We start from the raw sequence: 21,154 nt of genomic DNA on the forward strand, positions 1-21,154 counted from the left end.
GATCAAATGCGTATTGATACACATCAAATAATAGAGATCTTTTTTTATACAGCGACTCGTTTGCGTTATGATTCTTCATTTCGCCAGCCCATTTCATTGAACTCAGCCGTATGAACCAAACAACATGAAACAAACAGTCACTGAATCTCTCTGTCCCTGCGGCTCCCAACAAACAATGGCAGCGTGTTGCGGGCAATATCTGGAAAACCTATCAGCCCCTACCGCAGAGAAACTGATGCGCTCCAGGTATACCGCCTACACCCTGAACGACTTTCCGTATCTAATTACCACCACGCACCCGGAACAACAAGCGGCTCTGAGAGAACAACAGGTGTATGAACAAACACCCGACACCTTGTGGCAAAAGCTGGAAATTCTAGACACACAGGCAGGGCAGGAAAGCGACACTTCGGGCACTGTTGAATTCAAAGCCTCATTTCGAGAAGACGAAGATGGCCCCGTTCATGCTCATCAGGAGTGCTCATCGTTCAGCAAAATAAACGGACGGTGGTATTTTATTTACCCAAATCAGCCTTTCCAGAAGATCGGAAGAAATGATCCCTGCCCTTGCAGCAGTGGCAAGAAATACAAAAAGTGCTGCCAATAACACAAGCAGATTGTATTTATCGCAATATCATAAGCGTATACCGAGAACAAGAGACGCAAATCAAAGAAATCACCCTTCTCCTGTGTTAGCATTCCAGTCCTCCATCAGGACTATCCACTCAACCGGGATAGTCCAACAGGCAATGTCTGCATCTCTTCCTTCTGGATTCAGACTCCACAATCAGTCAGGGGGAGCGGACAACTCATGACGAGTTTTCCGGACTGAATAAAAAAACAGCCGTGTGCAAAAGTCAGGGGTACTTTATTAGCTCTCTGACTTTATCCCATGGTAATAAAAGTACAATAACGAGGACGGACAATGACCATTTTCAAAAAACTGGGACTTGCCATTCTGGGGGCCGGTTTCGCTGCTGTATCTTCAACGGCCAGCGCTGCTACCAACCAGCAATTTGTAACCATTGGCACCGGTGGTGTTACTGGTGTTTACTATCCTACTGGCGGTGCTATTTGTCGCCTGGTGAATAAAGGCCGCAAAGAACACGGCATCCGTTGTTCAGTTGAAAGCACCGGTGGTTCTGTTTACAACCTGAACACCATCCGTGCCGGTGAGCTGGACATGGGTATCGTTCAATCCGACTGGCAGTATCACGCCTATCGCGGCACCAGCGCTTTTGAACAACAGGGCGCCAATGAAAAGCTGCGCGCTATCTTCTCTGTACACCCGGAAGCGTTCACCATTCTGGCCAGAAAAGATGCCGGCATCACCACCTTTGAAGACCTGAAAGGCAAGCGCGTGAACATCGGTAACCCGGGTTCTGGACAGCGCGGCACCATGGAACTGCTGATGGAATCCTATGGTTGGGATCACAGTGCGTTCTCTCTGGTCTCCGAGTTGAAAGCGGCGGAACATGCCAAAGCGCTGTGCGACAACAAGATTGACGCCTTTGTTTACACCGTTGGCCACCCATCCGGTTCTTTCAAAGAAGCCACCACCTCCTGCGACACAGTTCTGGTTAACGTGACCGGCGACAAAGTGGAACAGCTGATCAAAGACAACCCTTACTATCGCACCGCGACCATTCCAGCTGGTATGTACGCTGGCAATGATAAGGACGTTGAAACCTTTGGAGTTGCTGCGACCTTCGTAACATCTACCGATGCCAGTGATGAAGCCATTTATCAAGTAACCAAAGCCGTGTTTGAAGATCTCACCACCTTCAAGAAACTGCATCAGGCTTTTGGCACCCTGCAGAAAGAACAAATGGTCACTGACGGCCTGAGTGTTCCTCTCCACGAAGGCGCCAAGCGTTACTACAAAGAAGCTGGTCTTCTCTAACCGAGTCTTCAGTTAGCGACTGCTAAGGGAAGTAGAAGGGAAGAAAGTACCGGCTACCGTCATTCCCGCGAAGGCGGGAATCCATCGTTGTCAGTGGATCCCCGCCTTCGCGAGGATGACGATGGTATGTTCTTGCTCGCTACCTCCCTAAACGCAGTCGCTTTCTCAAAATGCTGCGCTTTTCGAGTGCTGCCTGAACTCATTATGCGACAGCTTCAGTGCAATCCAGTGCACTGGTTCTGGAAGTCATTTCTGCTTTTTCAGTACAGAGCTTCCTTTCCCTTATTGGGCTGACAAGGTGATCTCACTTTTGCGGCGCCTCTATTTTCAATTAACAGGTAATTTATGGACACACTCAACAGCGATAAGCTGAACTCATCACCCTATTCAGAGCCAACAAGCTCTGCCGAACAAATCGTCAACCAATCGGAACAGGGTGGGCGGCAACCTCAGGGCGCGGCTAAATTCATTTTGCTGGGTATCGCCCTGACCTGGTCTCTCTTCCAGCTGTGGAATGCTTCACCACTGCCGTATATTTTCAACATCGGCATTTTTAATGATGGCCAGTCTCGAGCCATTCACCTGGCCTTTGCCATTTTTCTTGCTTTCATTGCTTACCCTGCCAGAAAGACATCGTTTTCTAACCAGGTACCTGTCACGGATTGGGTCTTCGCAGCCGCCGGCAGTTTCTGCGCCGCCTATCTGTATATTTTTCACAGAGAACTGGCAACCCGTGCCGGCGCCCCGATCACTTTAGATCTCATAACCGCTGCAACAGGTATGCTGTTATTACTGGAAGCGACCCGCAGAGCACTTGGCCCGCCATTAATGATCGTGGCCGCGGTATTTATCACTTATGCTTTTGCTGGCCCTTATATGCCAGACGTTATTGCTCATAAAGGTGCCAGCCTGAACAAGGCGCTGTCCCATTTTTGGATAACAACAGAAGGCGTATTTGGCGTTGCTCTGGGCGTTTCTACCAGCTTTGTTTTCCTGTTTGTTCTGTTTGGTTCTTTATTAGAGAAGGCTGGCGCGGGTAACTATTTTATTCAGGTTGCCTTTTCACTGCTCGGCCACCTGAAAGGCGGACCAGCTAAAGCGGCAGTGGTTTCTTCAGGACTCAGCGGTATCGTGTCAGGTTCGTCTATTGCCAACGTGGTGACAACGGGCACATTTACGATTCCATTGATGAAAAAGGTCGGATTTCCTGCCCATAAAGCAGGGGCCATTGAAGTCGCCGCATCCACCAATGGACAACTAACGCCGCCTATTATGGGCGCCGCTGCGTTTTTGATGGTGGAATACGTTGGTATTTCCTATATCGATGTTATCCGCCATGCGCTTCTGCCAGCGCTGATTTCCTATATCGCATTGTTTTATATCGTGCATCTGGAAGCATTAAAAGCAGGCATGCAGGGTTTACCCAAAAGCGTAACCCGCACCAAAACTCAGGCACTGATGTCATTTACCGGCACCTTTGCCGGAATGTGTGTCCTGGGCGCTGCGGTGTTTTACGGGGTTGGCTGGACCCAGCAATATATGGGGGATCACGCCTTATGGATTATCACAGTCGCTCTGCTGGGAGCCTACCTTGTGCTTTTGAAAATTGCCGCAGCCCAGCCCGATTTGATCACCAACATTGAAGATGAGATTCGCAGCACACCGATACCCGGCCCAACCATCAAACGCGGCCTTTACTACCTTCTGCCTTTGGTAGTGCTGTTGTGGTGCCTGACCGTTGAACGCTACTCTCCCGGCCTGTCTGCCTTCTGGGCAACAATGGTGATGATCTTTATCACCCTGACCCATAAAACACTGATTGACTGGTTCCGAAAAGAAAACACCATCACCCATGTGAAGGAAGGCTTTTTTGATCTGATTGATGGCATGACCACCGGCGCACGGAACATGATCGGCATTGGTGTTGCAACGGCGACTGCTGGCATTGTGGTTGGCGCAGTCACTCTGACAGGTATTGGTCTGGTCATGACCGAGTTTGTAGAGTGGGTGTCTGGCGGCAGTATTATACTGATGCTGTTGTTTACCGCCATTATCTGCCTGGTTCTGGGCATGGGTCTGCCGACGACGGCAAACTACATTGTGGTTTCGACACTCATGGCACCGGTCATTGTCACTTTAGGTGCTCAACACGGCCTGATCGTACCGTTGATTGCTGTCCACTTGTTTGTGTTTTACTTTGGCATATTGGCAGACGATACGCCGCCTGTAGGTTTGGCAGCCTTTGCCGCCTCTGCTATTGCTCAGTCAGACCCGATTAAAACCGGTATTCAGGGTTTTATTTACGATATTCGAACCGCGATTCTGCCGTTTATGTTTATCTTTAATACGGAGCTGTTGCTGATCGGGGTTGATAGCATTCCACAGCTCATCATTATTGTATTCGGCGCGATTGCCGCCATGCTCGTGTTTGCCACCGGGACACAAGGGCATTGGCTGGTGAAAAACCGTTGGTACGAAACCCTTGGCCTCCTGTTAATTGCCTTTACCCTTTTCCGCCCGGACTTCTGGTGGGATAAAGTCTATCCGCCGTATAACACCTACGAAGGAGCCGCCATTGTTGAACAGGTCGAAGCGCTGCCCGATCAGGCTGGAGCAAGGCTTTGGGTGACTGGTGAAACACTGGAAGGACGACAGGTGACGCAGATGGCCATTCTGCCCGCAGGCGATATAGGTCTCGCTGATGATCGCTTCCGCAACATGGGTCTCGAAGTGCTACTGAATGGTGATGACTTGATCATCGATATGGTGGACTTTAACAGTGAGGCTCAAAAAGTCGGTATCGATTTTGACTGGCAGATACTGAAGCTTGAAGTTGCTGCAGAACGCCCACCAAAACAATTGGTCTGGATTCCTGCGTTTCTACTTTTATTATTGATCTATTTTGGACAACGTCGTAGACAATGATAACAACCACTGGTTTCAGATTTTTCTGAAGCCAGTCTTTTCCAGTAACTCTTGCTTCAGATTCTTGCTTTAAGTACCCAACCATATGAAATCATATTTTCTGACTTGTTGATCAGGCCCTCTGACTGCGTTGCAACTCTTGTCACATAGCTCGCTATGCTCCCGCCGTTGCGCCTTGCAGAGAACCTGGTCAACAAGCCAGAAATATTCGATTCCAAATGGCCAACTACTTAGAGAGCCGACGGATAAAATTCTCCAATCTGGCGATATCCATTTCGCTAATAAGCGACAATATAAACCCAATAATATGTTGAAAACTGTCGTCCTGTTGAAAACTCAGCAGATAACGTTTCAACTGCTCTAAATCTCCCTGATCAAAAAGAGAAATAACGGTATCAGAAAATACATTCTTTTCTTTTAGCTGTAACAAGACACACTCTTCATTCCATACTTCGGATGTTTCAACAGGTTCAGAAACATCACCAATGTATTGCACCCCCAGAAGCCTTCCGATTTTCTCAAACATAACACCAGCGTCCACTGGTTTAGCGATGTATTCATCAAACCCCTGGTCAAGCAACTGTTTTCTAGCCCCTTGGCTAACACTGGCCGTTACCGCAATAATTTTAATATCATCCGCGGTGGGCAGCGTTCTAATCAGCTTCATTGCTTCTACACCGCCCATCACTGGCATTGAAATATCCATCATCACAAGATCGAAATAGGTGTTTCTCATTGCTTTAACAGCTTCAACCCCATTGCACGCTGTCATCACATTAAAGCCAGCAGAAACCAGTAAAGCATCGAGCATTTCCCGGTTACTACTGACATCATCAACAACCAACACCATAATCTGCTGACACTTGCTGTCGAGAGAGGTATAGCCTGAGGCATAAGGAGACTCACTCACCCGCTTCCCACCTTCATGACTGACAGGCACCACCAATGGCAAGGTGAATGAAAACCGGCTCCCCTTTCCAGGCTCACTGACAACCTCAAGCTGCCCTCCCATTGCCAAAACCAATCGGCGACTGATCGCTAATCCAAGGCCAGTACCACCCATCTGATAATCGAGGTGTATTTGTCGAAAGGGCTCAAATACTGCTTCCAAATCACCGGCAGCAATGCCAACACCGGTATCACAGATCGCAAAATACAACTGCGCCTTAGCGATCGAAACATGGCATTCCACCCAACCATTTAATGTATATTTAACACCATTACTGATCAGATTAAGCAACACTTGTCGTACTTTTATTTCATCGAGCATCACAATATCAGGCAGTGATGGCTCAATAATCAACCGTAGATCGATCCCTTTACTGTTGGCCCTCTCTAATAAGATACTTTGTACACCTTTTAATAATGCCTTCAGATCAACAGCTGAGAAATGCAACTCAATCTCACTGGATTCGATCTTCGTCAGATCAAGGATATCGTTGATCAAGGACAGCAAATGCTGCCCACTGGCTTCTATCGTATTCAAACTCTTACGTTGAGCCTTGTGCACGTCAGGGTTTCTGAGCAGCAATTGAGCATTACCCAGAATTCCGTTCAAAGGGGTTCGAAGCTCATGACTCATATTGGATAGAAATAATCCCTTGGCGAGATTCGCCCGCTCTGCAGCCTCTTTAGCGCTCAGCAGCTCATCCTTTATTCGCTTGCTTTCAGTCACATCCCGAATAACCATTGATATAAGAAGACCGTCGTCCATTCGCAAGGGGTTACTGGTGATTTCCACAGGAAAGACCCTGCCCTCTTTATTCACCGCTTCCGATTCAAAGCCTTCAAGACAGAGGGTTTCCCAACTGGCATTTGTCAGATCGCTCAGCAATGGATGCCGGGGCCGGCTGCCAATGGGCGTGAGAAGATCCAGAGGCATATTCACCAGATCTTCCCGATGATAGCCAAACAAGGTTTCTACTCTGGAATTCACCATGCTGATAATGCCTTCCGGCGTCGCGATCACGGTGGCATCCGGTGCACTGTCCAGCAGCAACTTAAATTTCCGGGTATCGCTAACCCGATCAGTAACATCATGAGCCAGCCCCTCGATCTGATACTGTCTTCCTGGAAGATCCCCCATGTCACTCCAGTAAATTTCCAACTGCCGCACACTGCCATCAATGTGCCGCACATCCAGCTCAAAAGCATGATCACCACATCCCGCCATCACCTCCCGAAACTCCTGACGAAAACGATACTGGCTATCCTGCCCTTCCAGCAATCCCATCAGTGGTCGGAGAAAGGCCTGTTGAGAATACCCAAGAATTGCCAGTATGGACGGACTGACATGGGTCACGCACCCTTCTTTATTAAGATTGAAATAGAAGTACTTCCCTTTCACCTTGCCAAGCAGGTGGCCAATATTATTCGTTCTCGCTTGATGCAGTGCTTTTTCACGATCACATAAACGGTCAGCCAACTGCTGGAAACTTTCAGTCAGACTGCCAATTTCATCTTCGCTGAACTTTTGAATCGATGGTTTAATTTGCCGGAAAGCAAAATCATCCATCGCTCTTTTCAATCGAACGATTGGACGTGTAATTCTGACCGATACCAGACTTGCACAGGAAAAAATGAGCGCAAGGGAAAGCATCATTAACAGTGCATTGATCTGAGCCTGATCAAGCACAGAGGCCAGCACCACTTTTTTAGGGGCATAACTGATCATCCACCAGGACACCGGGTTAATTGGCGCCCCCATTAGCCAGTATTCATGTTGACGAGCCGGTACCCATGTATTTCTGAACTCAGGTTCACCCCGGGCAATCAAATCCTCCAAATCATTCCACATCCCCGGGGAGCCATAATAAAATTGACTCTCATGGATTGTATCAAGCGCATGTTTTCTGGGGGTTTCACTGTCCGTTTGCAGGTACTTCCCGGCACTGTTCACTATGGAAAAATGCGCTACGTCTGATCCTGCATCCAGTAGATGATGCCGAAAGTCTGATAAATTAATATCAACCCAAAAATAGCCCCGCAAACCCGATTCAGATTTAATAGGAATAATATAACTGACCAACCAGCCCACTTTAGCGCTGCCCCGGGGAGACGTCCAAATACCATCACTTTCTGCATTCGGGTTCGCCCACAGCAACTGTAATGGAAACAGCGATTGTTCTTCAGCTTCTTCCAACAGAACCGTACCGTCTATCCGGTTGCCCCTCAAAATATCCCAATGATGCTGCTCACCATTCCATTGGGCATACGCAGCCCCACGAAGCAAAGGGTCTCGTGCAATAAAACTATGCAGGTACGCATTCATTTTTTGCTGATCCGATGAATCGATTTCTGCCAGCATTTCGGACATCAACGAGGCCATATTCATAACTAACTGAATATGGCTACCGATTTTATCCGCACTGTGCCAAACCTGCTCAACCAGTCCTTTAGCCACTTCGTGAGAAGACTGCTGAAGGGAATAATATAGATGAATCCCAAACAGCAGGTTATAGAGCAGGGTCACCGGAACCACTGTGAAGAATATAATTTTTTTTCTAATGGAAAATTGCACTGGTCATATCAAGGCTATGGGCAAAGAAAGCTAAGGATAGACCAGCACTCAGTTGCTGCATGACGTTTGGCATTCGCCTGAGAAACCTAACGCTTTACCAAACTCTGGCAATTGAAGGCATTCTTCATTAGCGGGAGAGAGAACCGGCTCACATCAAATGCACCGCCTTCCAACCATGCCAGTGCATCGTCATTATTCACCACAGCAGGCATTCGCTCGCCAAGTACGGATAATTGTTCAGTGGCGGGCATCGTCAACACAGCACAGGATTCAAAACTGAGAGTGTCGTCTACTTGATAGCGCTCCCAAAGGCCAGCCATCAGCATGAAGGGTTGAGTTTGGCGGTTAATCTTCCAGAGTTGGCGCCGCTGATCGGGGCTGTGATGCCATTGGAAATAGCCATCTGCCAGAATCAGGCAGCGCCTTTTATACCATGCCTCTTTGAACATTGGCAGCTGACTGGCGGTCTCCACTCTGGCATTCGCCTGAGCTTTTGAAAAGTTATCCAGCCAGGATGGCGCTAACCCCCATTTGGCTTGAACTGCCTCGGGACGCCTTTTTTTATCTAGACGAATCATCCAGACCTGTCGTCCGGGCGCGATTTGCTGCAATGGGTTGTCTACAGAAAACGTGCCCAGCCCGAGAAACCCCAGATCAACTTCCGTCAAATTGAATGAATAACGTGTACACATGATAATGATCAGGGCTCGTCAAGTATGGGTGTTGCCGAGAGATAATCATCAATCAGCTGCTTTGCCAGAAGCGCATCCTCTGCCGGAACATAAAGCCCCAGCAATCCAATGGCCGGCAGCTCACCCATCGCACCGGTAAGGTCAACGCCTGAGAGATGGCTGTGGATACGTTTGCTGTGCAGCATATCCTTCAAACACTGCCCTTCGATCAAAGTCACCGGTGTATAGATATGAATCATTTCAGATACAACGTTTCTAACTGAGTGACTAATTCACCGGCCTTCTCACGCTGTTGCTCATTGAGCATGCCCATTAATGTTTGCTTTTGTATCTCTGCCTGTCCCGCCAGCGGATTGTCTTTATGAAGGCTCAGCTCTGTCCACATATAGGCGGCAATTAAGTTACGATCCGTACCTTCGCCATTCAGGTAGGCTCGTCCCAGTTCATACTGCGCTTCCGCATTCAGCCCATCCCGCCCTGCGGCCTGTTCAAAGAAGGTAAACGCTAAATCTCTGTTCTTGCCAGTGCCCGCCAGGCCATCTCGATAAGCCCGCCCGATCAAGAGTTGCGCCTCTGCCCGAGTTGCCTGGTCTCCCTTACGAGCCACTTCCTGAAGCGTTTCAACCGTGGATAAGCTACTGTCCAGCCCGTCCAGTTGAGCAACTTCGACCAGCGCCCCAAGACGCACTTGAAGATTTTGCTCAGACTCTGTCGCTATTGCCTGATTTGCCCCAAGGGCAACCACCAGCATTAAACAACCAATCATTCCGTCAATTCGCTTGGACATTATGAACCTCTGTTTTGTGGTATTTATATTCCAGTTGCGCTGTATTTTATGTCAGACTCTGAAACGGTGTAAAACACATCGTGTTTACAATAAGCGACAGTGTTTATACAGACCACAAAAAAATGAATGGATATACTCCACCGGTTATCCGCCTGAACTGTTGTGAACACACGCCCCCATGGAAGCTTTTGACGATATCCGCCCTTACTTTGACAATGAAGTCCGTCAAACCCTGAACCGCTTACTTCAGGATCCGGATTTATTGGATGTTCTGGCAAAACACCGTTACCCCAAACTGGCCCGCCTATTGCCCGCCATAACCCAATGGCTAACATCGATTGTACTTAAGTACAAAACCCGGCACATAGACAATGTGCATGCTTTCCAAGGGTTGATCGAGCCATTTCTCACCCGGGTGATTAAAACCACCACCAGCCGCGTCACTTTCTCAGGCCTGGAGCAACTGGATAAAGACAAAGCCCACCTGTTCCTGTCCAACCATCGAGATATAGTTCTCGACCCGGCACTGGTGAACTATGCGCTCTATCAGAATGGTATGGAAACCTGTCAGATCGCCATTGGTGACAACCTGATCAACCGCCCCTTCGTCAGTGATCTGATGCGACTTAATAAAAGCTTTATTGTGAAACGATCAGTCTCCGGCCGGCGGGAAAAGTTACTGGCCTTTCAAAACCTGTCCGCTTACATACACCACTGCATTGATACGGGTCAGCCCGTATGGATTGCCCAGAGTGAAGGTCGAGCAAAGGATGGCAATGACCGCACAGACCCAGCCATCATCAAAATGTTCAATCTGAGCAAGAAAAATAAGTCCACGTCCTTTGCTGACAATATTCGATCCTTCAATCTTGTGCCGGTTTCTATTTCCTACGAATACGATCCTTGTGACATCAACAAGGCGAGAGAACTGTACGAAAAAACAGAATCCGGCCATTATCAAAAAGAGGATGATGAGGATTTACGAAGCATCGTGACGGGCATTGAAGGTTTCAAAGGCCACGTTCACGTGGCCTTTGGCCAACCTCTGACGGACAGTTTTAATGATGCCGGTGACGTTGCCCGGGAAGTAGACCGGCAAATTCATCATAACTACCAATTGCAGCCATCCAACTTGCTGGCTTTGGAAACCCTTGAAGGGGACTTGTTCAGCACCGCAAATTCAATTGAGTCGCTGTTCCCCAACATTGATACCAAGAAAAAACGACGCGAGTTCGCCAACCGGCTGGAAAACTGCCCGGAAGCCCACCGCCAATGGTTTCTCAAAATGTACGCTCAACCAGCCATCAATCGCTTTGGTTATGATGTACAGAGTGAAAACCATGAAGAAACATGAGCATCAAGTATGAAAAGTGATACTTACAAAATCTGCGTGATGATTCCTACCGGATTCGTTAGCGCTGTGAAGGATGCTATGTTTGCTGCCGGTGCCGGTCATTACGAAAATTATGATCAATGTTGTTGGGAAACCGCAGGCACCGGACAATTTCGTGCGCTGGAGGGAAGTCAACCGTTCTCAGGATCCCAGGGTGTCGTGCATCAGGAAGAAACCTGGAAAGTGGAGCTCATCTGTCATCAAAAGTATCTTGAACAGGTGATCGAGGCATTACGACATACTCACCCTTATGAGGTGCCCGCTTTTGATATAACCCCGGTATTCCTTACCTATCCCTTCGCTCCGCAGGTGGATTAACCGCCTCTATTCTCATGGGGAATGCGCCTGACTGGCGATCAGAAAAGTAATATTTCAACGTTGTAGCGATGGTTGAGAAAGCCAATGCATCCCAGGGAATTTCCTCTTCGGAGAACAGCGCCACCTCCTCACTCTCATCTCCCGGTGCAAATTCAGGACGTTCCAACGTCGACAGGAAAAAGGCCGACAAATGCCCGACATGAACCACATTAAACAATATATAAAGTGACTCAATGGTCACATTAGCGCAAGCCTCTTCCCAGGTTTCCCGAAGCGCACCCTGCTCAATGGTTTCACCCAACTCCATAAAACCACCCGGCAGCGTCCAGAAGCCTTTTCTGGGCTCAATCGCCCGCTTACATAACAGCACCTTACCCTGATAAACCGGCAGGCAACCCGCCACCACCCGAGGGTTTACATAATGTATGGTATGGCAATGATCACAAACATCCCGTTCTCGCTGATCACCTTCCGGCACTTCTTTTCGGGTCTGATGACCACAGGCACTGCAATATCGAATGGCGGACCCGATCATTAGCTGTTACTCCCTGTTTTCTGACGTGCTTTCGCAACGGCTTATCTCCAGAGTAACAAACCCCATAACAGCAAAAAACCATCTTAAGGAATTAAATTCTATTTGGCTTATACCCAAAGGATTTTATACGTCAAAGTCTGAGTTATTTTCCAAGAATCCATTCAATACTGGATAAATCCGCTGCAGCTTCTTAATATACATCCAAGCCCTTGGCCAGGATGCCTGAAGTTACCCTTATGTTAAAACAGGTTGAAGAGCGGCTGAGTCACCATCAGCCCAGAATAGTTGGCACACAACTTCCCGAAGCGGCAGTACTGATACCAATAACAGACAGCCCAGAACCCGAGCTGGTGTTTACCCGCAGGGCAACCCATATGAGCACTCACAGTGGCGAAGTCGCATTTCCGGGAGGCAAACGAGACCCGTCGGACAAAGACTTGATCGATACTGCGCTTCGCGAGTCCTACGAAGAAGTTGGATTGCCGATGGAAAAGGTCCGTGTCATTGGTCAGACAGGCTCAGTGGTTTCGCGCTTTGGTCTGGAAGTCACTCCCATCATTGGCATCATTGATGCCAACACGCCACTGAAAGCCAACATGGATGAACTGGATCGAATTTTCAAAGTGCCAGTCCGTTATTTTCTGGATGAAAGTCACATCACCTTCAATCACTGGAAACTGAAGGATCAGGACTACATGATGCCTTCTTTTTATTATCAGGATTATCTGATCTGGGGTTTGACGGCAGTGATGCTGGTTGAGTTTCTGAACATTACTCTGGATGCCGACATCGCTCTGGATGCGCCTCAGTTTCACAGCCATTACCTAAGGCAAAGGGCTTAATCATCAGCAGCTAACCCGATCAACCCCTTTCTCAGTTTTGGGTAAGCGGTATTTTCTGACAACCAGATTTCCAGAAAAGCTCTGGATAGAGCCGGATCATCCACTTGCCCAATAAATTGATGACCAAAGTAGAACTTCCCTTTCTCGTCCTCGATCACAAAGACCAGTTGATCGCCTTTTTTAATATCAGGCCAAAAAGGCGACAGTATCGCCAACCAATGACGTCGAAATGCTTTGGAGTAGTTCAGGTGGCGCCACTGATCATCCGTCGCTGACAGCAAACTCTTTTTCTTAATGTTACGTTTGTAATCAATCACCAAGGCAACCGAAGATTCAAACCACTGGTTTTCGTTGTATTGCCCGTCCGGAGTGAATAGTCTGGCATCATAGATATGCCATAACCCCCACCATAAAGAGGAAGAACCGACGGGCTTCCAGCTTTCCCAAGAATGATCTGAAGAAGAGGATTCAGCACTGAACAGTGGCTGACTGATGATCAGGGCAAGCGTTAGACATAAGAAACGCAGAAAAAGATCACATCCGCTGTAAACCGATCCCATGAAAAAACCTTTTTATCTGATTAGCTTTTCATCACTTACGTATCGGCTTGCTGAGCAGTTCACCAGAACTGCTCAAAAAGTAGTTAACAACAATTAATCCGCCACAAACATACGAACACTTTTAATCCGGTTATCTCTCACCTGCAGTATTTCAAAACGATAATTTTTCACTTTCCAGCAAACACTGGCATCGGGGATCACCTGCATTTCTTCAGTGATCAAACCATTAATGGTGCGGGCATCGTCAGTGGGCAGCTCCCAACCCAACAGCTTATTCACATCACGAATGGAGGCAGAGCCATCGATAATATAACTGCCATCACCCTGAGGAGTAATCTCCTGACTGCTGTCGGAGACATCTGTCGTAAAGTCGCCAACAATCTCTTCAAGAATATCTTCCAGCGTTACCAAACCCATGATATCGCCATACTCATCCACCACTAGCGCCGTGCGTTCTTTGGCTTTCTGAAAGTTAAATAATTGAGTATGAAGTGGTGTGGTTTCCGGAACGTAATAAGGCTCAATGGTTTCCTGCAATAAGGTCGCCTTATTCACTTCTTCCAACGTCAGAAGTCGTGCAATTTTACGCATATGAAGCATACCAACGATATTGTTGATATCGCCACGGTAGACGGGCATTCGCGTGTGCTGACAGTCTCTGAGCTGGTGAATGATCTCTTTAATATCATCTTCAATATCGATGCCATTGATTTCATTACGGGGCACCATAATGTCATCAACACTCACCTTTTCAAGATCGAGAATACCCAGCAACATGCCTTTACGCTTGGTCGGTAATCTTAACCCTGATTCATTCACCAGCGTTCGAAGCTCTTCACTGGTCAGGTAGTCTTCACCTTCCTGCCCTGGTCGTATACCAAAAGGTCGCATCAGCAATGAACAGATCCAGTTCACTAAAGCAACCACGGGATAAAGAACTTTCAACATCGGCGTTAACACCCATGATGAAGGAAAAGCTATTTTCTCAGGATACATGGCCGCAATGGTTTTTGGCGTCACTTCACCAAAGATCAGTACCACAAAGGTCAAGCCCAGCGTGGCAATGGCAATGCCGCTGTCTCCCCACATGCGCATAGCGATAATCGTGGCAATGGCTGAAGCGAGAATATTCACCAGATTATTGCCAATCAGAATCACACCAATGAGCCGATCAGGTCGATCCAGAAGCTCACTGGTTCTTTTGGCTGCTCGATTACCTTTACGGGCAAGATGGCGAAGGCGATAGCGGTTGATCGCCATCATGCCGGTTTCAGAGCTGGAGAAAAATGCAGAGAAGAGCAGCAGGAAAATCAGTGCGCCAACCAGAACGCTAAGGGGAGCTTCACTCAAAAAGGTATGCCTTTAGGATTTACGAATTTAGTTATTTTATCTCAAACATATTATTGAAAACAGGACTGACCTGAAATCACACAATCAAGCACCAGCCTGGAACCAAAATAGGCCAGCACTAGAAAAACGACACCCGCCAGTGTCCAGCGAACCGCTGTCTGTCCACGCCAGCCAAATCGCCAATGCCCTACCAGCAAAGTAGCAAACAGCCCCCAGGCCATTATGGACAGCACTGTTTTATGCACCAATTTCTGAGCGAACATATCTTCAAGAAATAAAAAGCCACTGCCCAATGACAGAGTTAACAGGAAGACACCCAGCCAAAGAAATTCAAATAACAGTTTTTCCATGGTCTGCAAAGGCGGCAGCGTTTTCATGGTATGCCGATGAGTTCGGAGTTGATGCTCCTGCCAGGAAAGCAACACCGCCTGACATGCGGCCACCATTAAAACCCCATAAGCCATCACGGACAATAAAATATGAGCCACCATCTCTGGCGCCGGATTCCAGACAATATGTTCTGCTGGCGACCATATCGCCAGGACAATCATCGCTATAGAAATGGGTAGAATAAGAATCAGCAAACTTTCTGAGGGCTTTTTGAGGCTACTGACCAACACCAGCAATGTCACCATCAGGGCGGTTAGAGAGCCCATGGTGAATACACTAAGGTTAATGCCTTCCCCGGAATGAATTGAGCCATAAAGAGATAAGGCGTGAAAGATGACACCGATCGTCGTCAGTAATAGAACCAACCAACGGGGAAAACCGCGACCGGTGGTTCGCAGTCCCTGCCCAACAGAGCCAGCCAGATAGCTACCAAGCGCCCCCATACTGACCAGAAAGCCACTCATTCAATAAGCCTATAATAATTAATTCGAAAAGCACGCCCATCAGGGGCTGATAAAAATCATTGGAAGTTTGTCATATTCCGGAATGGGAAACAAACCTGACTTATACCAATGACGTTTTTAAATTGTGGAACGAGCAAGTTATTTTGGGCGACTGGGCAAGGCGAAGCGACGAGTCATAGCCGTAGCTATGGCGAGGAACTTCAACGCAGATCCAGGTGGTCAAAATAACTGCACAGCCCATAATTTAAAGACAGAATTGGTATTACTATTTAACGCCAAGGCTGTTAATATCCGCGCCGCTCAAGGCCATGCCCTGCTGTGTCCCCCTCCCTTTCTGCCCGGGTCAAGTACTGGCATGTATACTGATATAAATGCAAAACCAAAGTTCTACTCTTCATTATTTAACCGCTGAAGCCAAAGCCCTGCTTCTGCTGTCTTTACCGATCATCATTACCCAGCTGGCCACCAACGGTATGACCTTTGTGGATACCGCCATGGCAGGCCAGGCCAGTGCTGCCGATCTTGCCGCTATCGCCGTTGGCAGCAGCCTATGGCTGCCAGCGAGTTTGCTGCTCCGTGGCACCTTGATGATACTGACACCGGTCACTGCTCATCACAGAGGGGCCAACAATCAAAAAAGCATCTCCACGGATTTGGCACAAACTGTCTGGATTGCTTTGTTGTCTGTGTTGGCACTGGCTTTTTATCTGAACAACGGTGAAACCATCCTCAATTATATGAAGGTGGCACCAGAAGTGGTTCCTACAGCAGTAGGCTATTTGAATGCTTTGGCTTTTGGCCTGCCGGGAATTGCCTTGTTTTATACCCTGAACAGTTTTCTGGAAGGGATGGGTAACACCCGAGCGCCGATGGTGATTTCAGTAGCAGGCTTACTGATTAACATCCCGGTCAACTACGTTCTGATCTATGGCAAATTTGGTTTTCCGGCCATGGGCGCCGTTGGCTGTGGATGGGCAACCAGCCTGGTTTACTGGCTGATGTCACTGCTTATGTTTGCCTATATCCGTTTTCATCATCGCTATGCTCACCTGGTTGACTTCAAACAGATGGTACCAAGCACGGGTAGAATCAAAGAACTGCTTCGCCTCGGCCTGCCCATTGGCATTAGCATTTGCATGTGTGGCAGCATCTTTGCCGTCATTGCTTTACTGATTGGCAAACTGGGCGCCAGTAATATTGCCGCCGCCCAGATTGCCCTGAATTTCTCCAGCATGACGTACATGATTCCCATGAGCCTCTCTTTCGGTATTACCATTCGAGTCGGTTTTTCTCTCGGACAGAAAAACACATGGGAAGCCAAACAGCGGGCAATCAGCGGCGTCATCACAGCAATTGCATTGGCTGGCATCTCAACAGCCTGCATTTTATTGTTCCGTGAATCCATCGTGGATCTTTACACCACCGATCCAGCCATCAAACAAAGCGCCATGTTCCTGCTGATCCTCGCTGCCTCCTACCAAATCAGCGATGCACTTCAGGCCTCCACCAGTGGCGCACTGCGTGGTTATAAAGACACTAATATGCCCATGATTCTTTCCTGCGGCGCCTATTGGGGCATTGCCCTGCCAATGGGCTACATCTTCGCCATGACCGACTGGATCACCCCCGCCCTTGGCACGACAGGCTTTTGGGTTGGCATTATCACCGGCTTATCGCTAGCGGCACTGCTGCTTGCAATTCGCCTGATCAAACTGGTCAACAAACCAATCCCCGTATAACTTTTCTCTACCCACTGACGGCGGGCAACGTATTGCTATATAATGGCATTTATTTTGCGCCGCCAGTCAACGCTGCCGGCATAGATATCTGATCAGGGTAATTCCCAGAATGTTCGAGAACTTAACCGAACGCCTTTCCCGTACGCTAAAAACCGTCACGGGCAAAGCGAAACTGACCGAAGACAATATCAAAGACACCCTGCGCGAAGTGCGCATGGCGCTTCTGGAAGCGGACGTTGCGCTTCCCGTTGTCAAAGAATTTATCAATCGGATCAAAGAGCGGGCAGTTGGCCAGGAAGTTCAAGCCAGCCTCAGCCCTGGTCAGGCCTTTGTTAAGATCGTTCAGAATGAACTGATCGAAGTGATGGGTTCGTCCAACGACGAACTGAACCTTGCCACTCAACCGCCTGCCGTTATTCTGATGGCCGGTTTGCAAGGTGCGGGTAAAACAACATCTGTCGCCAAACTGGGTAAATGGCTCAAAGAACGCCAGAAGAAATCCGTTATGGTGGTCAGTGCCGACGTCTATCGTCCGGCAGCGATCAAACAGCTGGAAACGCTGGCTGAGGAAACAGGGCTTAATTTCTTCCCGTCTTCCATTGACCAAAAGCCTGTCGACATCGTTAACGGTGCGATTCAAGAAGCCAAAATCAAGCACGCCGATGTATTGATTGTGGATACCGCCGGTCGTTTGCATATCGATAACGATATGATGGCGGAAATCCAGCAGCTGCACAACGCAATCAACCCCATCGAAACCCTGTTCGTGGTTGACGCCATGACCGGACAAGACGCGGCCAACACAGCGAAAGCGTTCGGTGACGCCCTGCCACTGACCGGTGTCATTCTGACCAAGGCCGATGGTGATGCCCGTGGTGGTGCCGCCCTATCCGTACGACAGATTACTGGTAAACCCATCAAGTTTATTGGTATGGGTGAAAAGACCGATGCCCTGGAACCGTTCCATCCGGACCGTATCGCATCTCGTATTCTTGGCATGGGCGACATTCTCTCCCTGATCGAAGAAGCCGAGCGCAAACTGGATCGCAGTAAAGCCGATAAACTCGCCAGCAAACTGAAAAAAGGCAAAGGCTTTGACCTGGAAGACTTCCGCGATCAGCTTCAACAAATGAAGAAGATGGGCGGTTTAAGCGGCATGATGGACAAACTGCCTGGCATGGGCGGCATGGCACCACAAATGCAAGGCCAGATGGACAATAAAATCTTTGTTCAGATGGAAGCCATCATCAACTCCATGACCCCTGCGGAACGTGCCAATCCGGACATCATGAACGGCTCCCGGAAAAAACGTATTGCCGGCGGCTCCGGCACACAGATTCAAGACATCAACCGACTCATCAAACAACACAAACAGATGAGCAAAATGATGAAAAAGGTGACTAAAAAAGGCGGCATGAACAAGCTAATGCGCGGCATGTCTTCCATGAAAGGTCAGCTTCCCGGTGGAATGGGCGGCGCGGGTGGCATGATGCCTCCCGGCGGCGGCAAGAAGTTTCCTTTCTAAATATCCGTTAAGCCTGATTTTTTACACGGTAAATCTATTACGCCCTCAAAAACCATCTTCTCTGGCCACACCAGAGAAGATCCCTCTTCAATCATTCAAACTAACAAACTAAGAGTCCGTTTCATTAGCTTTGACCCACTCCATTCATTCTGTGCGAAGTTGAAAGATGACCCCTCCGCACTTCGATACGTCGTCAAGCTCAGTGCGAACAATATTATGCTCTGTTTTTGCAATCAAAACTGTTTCTGATTCGTCTTACTCTTAAGCACCCCAGCATATGAGCACTGATATTCTGGCTCAATGAGCAGAAAATTCGATTTCATATACAGAGGCACTCAATGGAATGAGTATCATAGAAAACGGAGACATTGATGAATCGGATAATGGCGAACAATACTCAGGATCAGACGGCCTTAATTGCCAGCTTTTTAAGAGTTGGTGTGGGGCTGCTATTTGTTATCGGTGGGCTCTCCAAGCTGAGCTTGTTGCTCAACAGCACCACTCATGACGGGATGGTGGCGAACTACATGGGCACAGAAGGCTATATTAACACCCTGTTTCAGGCCTACCTGTTCAGTGATGGTTCGCTACTAACGCCATCAGTATTCCTAAAAACACTCTCAGCCTTTGAACTGGTGTCTGGTTTTTTTCTGATTGTCGGCTTTATGGTTCGCCCTCTGGCGCTATTTTATGGATTCCTGTTATGGAGTTTTGTGGTGGCTCTGCCGGTACACACAGTGCCCGGTGTGGAGGTTGATGTAAAAACCTATACCTCACCGGCGATATTTGTACAGATCCGTGATATCACCCTGTCCGGAATGATGTTTGTGTTATTTAACCTTGGAGCAGGCGTTCGTAGCTGGATAACAAACTATTTCCTCATACGGTTACGATTAGCTGGGAGTCTTTGGGATTATTGCTGCGCTTTTCGCTGGGCGTCACGTTTATTGTGGGTGGTTTCTTTGGAGGTTTCCATGAGGTACCTTCATTTGCCACGGCTCAGTGGCTGCTGGCCGTCATCAGATTGCTTCTTGTGTTTGGCAATCCGGCCCTGGTAAGAGCTGCCGGTGTTGGCGTAGTCGCTGTGATGTTAGTTTATATGTTGCAGAAACTGACTATGGATAAAAGCATCATCGCAAACCTGAACAGTATTAAAAGGGAGTTCGCTCTGGTAGCGGCAGGCATTGCTTTGCTCGTAGCCGGAGGTGGTATGACCTTTACTGCGCAGGATTTATTAACCCGAAGTAAGCGGTATATTTTTCGATAACATCAGGACATTTGCCATGGACAGGGCATTACTTAACCGGCTCTACCGCTACGCCATCGCCCTGACCCGTGATAGTGATGAGGCGTTTGATTTATTGCAACAGTCAGTTGAACGTTATCTTCATCGATCAGACAACCATTTGCGAGAGCCTTCAGCGTATCTGATGCGAACCATACGCAATCAGTTTTTTGATCAGGTTCGGCATCAGCGCATGCATCTGGTGGTTAACGAACAACTTCAGCAGGGCAGCACAGAGCTGGATGATACACCATCTCCTGGTGACCTGCTGATTCACCAGCAAATGGTAGAAGGGTTGATAAGGCTGCTTGACAGCCATGAACAAGAGTTACTCTATCTATGGGCTGTGGAAGAATACACTGCACAGGAAATTGCCAACATGCGCTCACAACCATGGGGAACCATTCTTTCTCAATTACACCGCTTGAAAGAAATTCAGAACACAGCTTGATACAGATACAAGGAGGGCGCTCCATGAGACCTGAAGACAAAATCTCATTACCCAGAGCTCTTAAGGATCATTTTTCTAATCATGAGTTGTCGGAAGACCAGCTGCAGACATTGATCACACGACAATCGTCCATTAAAAATATACCAATGGCCACCCGTCTACAGAAGAAATTCTCGGCATTGCTGCGCTCATTCAAACAACCTTCTATCCTGCTTGCACCTGCGCTTGTACTGATGCTAACCGTTACCATCATTGCGCCGGTGATGATTCGCAACGATCTGACAGAACAGGTTGTTAATGAAGTGGCCTACAACCATAACAAACAGGTGGTCATGGAAGTTCAGTCCAGTCAATTGGAACAGGTGGCTGGCTATCTATCTCAACTGGATTTTCCTTTGATGCCTCGTCAGTAAAATCTGTGGGCAATTTCTGGTTCAGGTAGCTTGCCAAGTGCATGGTATAACGCAATTTCAGC

20 protein-coding genes are annotated in these 21,154 nt (G+C 48.2%); 12 read left to right on the forward strand and 8 right to left on the reverse strand.

Annotated elements, in window-relative coordinates:
- The first annotated feature begins 124 nt into the window (after positions 1 to 124).
- The 3 genes from Q1B11_RS06230 to Q1B11_RS06240 all read left to right on the forward strand — a co-directional run bounded on the left by Q1B11_RS06230 (position 125) and on the right by Q1B11_RS06240 (position 4,828).
- Positions 125 to 607 carry a YchJ family protein gene (locus tag Q1B11_RS06230; RefSeq protein WP_299729238.1) on the forward strand — a complete coding sequence of 161 codons (483 nt, stop codon included), beginning with the start codon at positions 125 to 127 and terminating at the stop codon, positions 605 to 607.
- Between the two features lie 318 nt (positions 608 to 925).
- Positions 926 to 1,903 (forward strand): TAXI family TRAP transporter solute-binding subunit, encoded by a 978-nt coding sequence (locus Q1B11_RS06235; RefSeq protein ID WP_299729241.1) that lies wholly within the window; start codon positions 926 to 928, stop codon positions 1,901 to 1,903.
- Between the two features lie 345 nt (positions 1,904 to 2,248).
- Positions 2,249 to 4,828 carry a TRAP transporter permease gene (locus tag Q1B11_RS06240; protein WP_299729244.1) on the forward strand — a complete coding sequence of 860 codons (2,580 nt, stop codon included), beginning with the start codon at positions 2,249 to 2,251 and terminating at the stop codon, positions 4,826 to 4,828.
- A gap of 226 nt (positions 4,829 to 5,054) precedes the next feature.
- On the opposite strand, the gene Q1B11_RS06245 is transcribed toward Q1B11_RS06240, so the two are convergent.
- The 4 genes from Q1B11_RS06245 to Q1B11_RS06260 all read right to left on the reverse strand — a co-directional run bounded on the left by Q1B11_RS06245 (position 5,055) and on the right by Q1B11_RS06260 (position 9,827).
- The gene (locus Q1B11_RS06245) at positions 5,055 to 8,300 is read right to left on the reverse strand and encodes an ATP-binding protein (RefSeq protein WP_299729247.1); all 3,246 of its coding nucleotides are present in this window, start codon (positions 8,298 to 8,300) and stop codon (positions 5,055 to 5,057) included.
- Positions 8,301 to 8,434: 134 nt separating this feature from the next.
- Entirely contained in the window at positions 8,435 to 9,040 is a 606-nt protein-coding gene (locus Q1B11_RS06250; protein WP_299729249.1) for an SOS response-associated peptidase family protein, read from the reverse strand.
- An 8-nt stretch (positions 9,041 to 9,048) separates the two neighbouring features.
- Positions 9,049 to 9,279 (reverse strand): DUF2007 domain-containing protein, encoded by a 231-nt coding sequence (locus Q1B11_RS06255; protein ID WP_299729252.1) that lies wholly within the window; start codon positions 9,277 to 9,279, stop codon positions 9,049 to 9,051.
- Positions 9,276 to 9,827 carry a hypothetical protein gene (locus Q1B11_RS06260; RefSeq protein ID WP_299729255.1) on the reverse strand — a complete coding sequence of 184 codons (552 nt, stop codon included), beginning with the start codon at positions 9,825 to 9,827 and terminating at the stop codon, positions 9,276 to 9,278. The genes Q1B11_RS06255 and Q1B11_RS06260 overlap by 4 nt, the downstream gene beginning before the upstream one ends.
- A 178-nt stretch (positions 9,828 to 10,005) precedes the next feature.
- Between Q1B11_RS06260 and Q1B11_RS06265 the strand changes: the two genes are divergently transcribed.
- Together Q1B11_RS06265 and Q1B11_RS06270 are read left to right on the forward strand one after the other, a co-directional pair.
- Positions 10,006 to 11,181, forward strand: a complete 1,176-nt coding sequence (locus Q1B11_RS06265) for a 1-acyl-sn-glycerol-3-phosphate acyltransferase (RefSeq protein ID WP_299729258.1) — start codon at positions 10,006 to 10,008, stop codon at positions 11,179 to 11,181.
- A 9-nt stretch (positions 11,182 to 11,190) separates the two neighbouring features.
- Entirely contained in the window at positions 11,191 to 11,538 is a 348-nt protein-coding gene (locus tag Q1B11_RS06270) for a hypothetical protein (RefSeq protein ID WP_299729263.1), read from the forward strand.
- Here the strand turns inward: Q1B11_RS06270 and Q1B11_RS06275 are convergent.
- On the reverse strand, positions 11,507 to 12,073 hold the full coding sequence (locus Q1B11_RS06275; protein WP_299729266.1) for an NUDIX hydrolase: 567 nt from the start codon (positions 12,071 to 12,073) through the stop codon (positions 11,507 to 11,509). The genes Q1B11_RS06270 and Q1B11_RS06275 overlap by 32 nt on opposite strands.
- A gap of 236 nt (positions 12,074 to 12,309) precedes the next feature.
- On the opposite strand from Q1B11_RS06275, the gene Q1B11_RS06280 reads away from it, so the two are divergent.
- Positions 12,310 to 12,915 (forward strand): CoA pyrophosphatase, encoded by a 606-nt coding sequence (locus Q1B11_RS06280; RefSeq protein WP_299729269.1) that lies wholly within the window; start codon positions 12,310 to 12,312, stop codon positions 12,913 to 12,915.
- Here Q1B11_RS06280 and Q1B11_RS06285 read toward each other — a convergent pair.
- The 3 genes from Q1B11_RS06285 to ccsA form a co-directional block, all read right to left on the reverse strand.
- Positions 12,912 to 13,475: a chalcone isomerase family protein gene (locus tag Q1B11_RS06285; RefSeq protein ID WP_299729272.1), complete on the reverse strand. Its 564-nt coding sequence runs from the start codon at positions 13,473 to 13,475 to the stop codon at positions 12,912 to 12,914. The two genes, Q1B11_RS06280 and Q1B11_RS06285, sit on opposite strands and share 4 nt — an antisense overlap.
- A 93-nt stretch (positions 13,476 to 13,568) precedes the next feature.
- Positions 13,569 to 14,825 (reverse strand): HlyC/CorC family transporter, encoded by a 1,257-nt coding sequence (locus Q1B11_RS06290; RefSeq protein ID WP_299729275.1) that lies wholly within the window; start codon positions 14,823 to 14,825, stop codon positions 13,569 to 13,571.
- Between the two features lie 50 nt (positions 14,826 to 14,875).
- Positions 14,876 to 15,679 (reverse strand): cytochrome c biogenesis protein CcsA, encoded by an 804-nt coding sequence (gene ccsA, locus Q1B11_RS06295; RefSeq protein WP_299729278.1) that lies wholly within the window; start codon positions 15,677 to 15,679, stop codon positions 14,876 to 14,878.
- Between the two features lie 371 nt (positions 15,680 to 16,050).
- Here ccsA and Q1B11_RS06300 point away from each other — a divergent pair, with 371 nt between their 5' ends.
- The 6 genes from Q1B11_RS06300 (at position 16,051) to Q1B11_RS06325 (ending at position 21,092) form a co-directional block, all read left to right on the forward strand.
- Positions 16,051 to 17,418 (forward strand): MATE family efflux transporter, encoded by a 1,368-nt coding sequence (locus tag Q1B11_RS06300; RefSeq protein WP_299729281.1) that lies wholly within the window; start codon positions 16,051 to 16,053, stop codon positions 17,416 to 17,418.
- A 109-nt stretch (positions 17,419 to 17,527) separates the two neighbouring features.
- Positions 17,528 to 18,943, forward strand: coding sequence for a signal recognition particle protein (ffh, locus tag Q1B11_RS06305; RefSeq protein WP_299729284.1), 1,416 nt, complete (start codon positions 17,528 to 17,530; stop codon positions 18,941 to 18,943).
- Between the two features lie 371 nt (positions 18,944 to 19,314).
- Positions 19,315 to 20,001, forward strand: coding sequence for a DoxX family membrane protein (locus Q1B11_RS06310; protein ID WP_299729287.1), 687 nt, complete (start codon positions 19,315 to 19,317; stop codon positions 19,999 to 20,001).
- Positions 19,977 to 20,210 carry a hypothetical protein gene (locus Q1B11_RS06315; RefSeq protein WP_299729290.1) on the forward strand — a complete coding sequence of 78 codons (234 nt, stop codon included), beginning with the start codon at positions 19,977 to 19,979 and terminating at the stop codon, positions 20,208 to 20,210. The genes Q1B11_RS06310 and Q1B11_RS06315 overlap by 25 nt, the downstream gene beginning before the upstream one ends.
- A 16-nt stretch (positions 20,211 to 20,226) precedes the next feature.
- The gene (locus tag Q1B11_RS06320; RefSeq protein ID WP_299729293.1) at positions 20,227 to 20,679 is read left to right on the forward strand and encodes a sigma-70 family RNA polymerase sigma factor; all 453 of its coding nucleotides are present in this window, start codon (positions 20,227 to 20,229) and stop codon (positions 20,677 to 20,679) included.
- Positions 20,680 to 20,702: 23 nt separating this feature from the next.
- Positions 20,703 to 21,092, forward strand: a complete 390-nt coding sequence (locus Q1B11_RS06325; RefSeq protein WP_299729296.1) for a hypothetical protein — start codon at positions 20,703 to 20,705, stop codon at positions 21,090 to 21,092.
- Positions 21,093 to 21,154: the final 62 nt, after the last annotated feature.

The organism is uncultured Endozoicomonas sp. (assembly GCF_947495845.1).
Lineage (GTDB): Bacteria > Pseudomonadota > Gammaproteobacteria > Pseudomonadales > Endozoicomonadaceae > Endozoicomonas.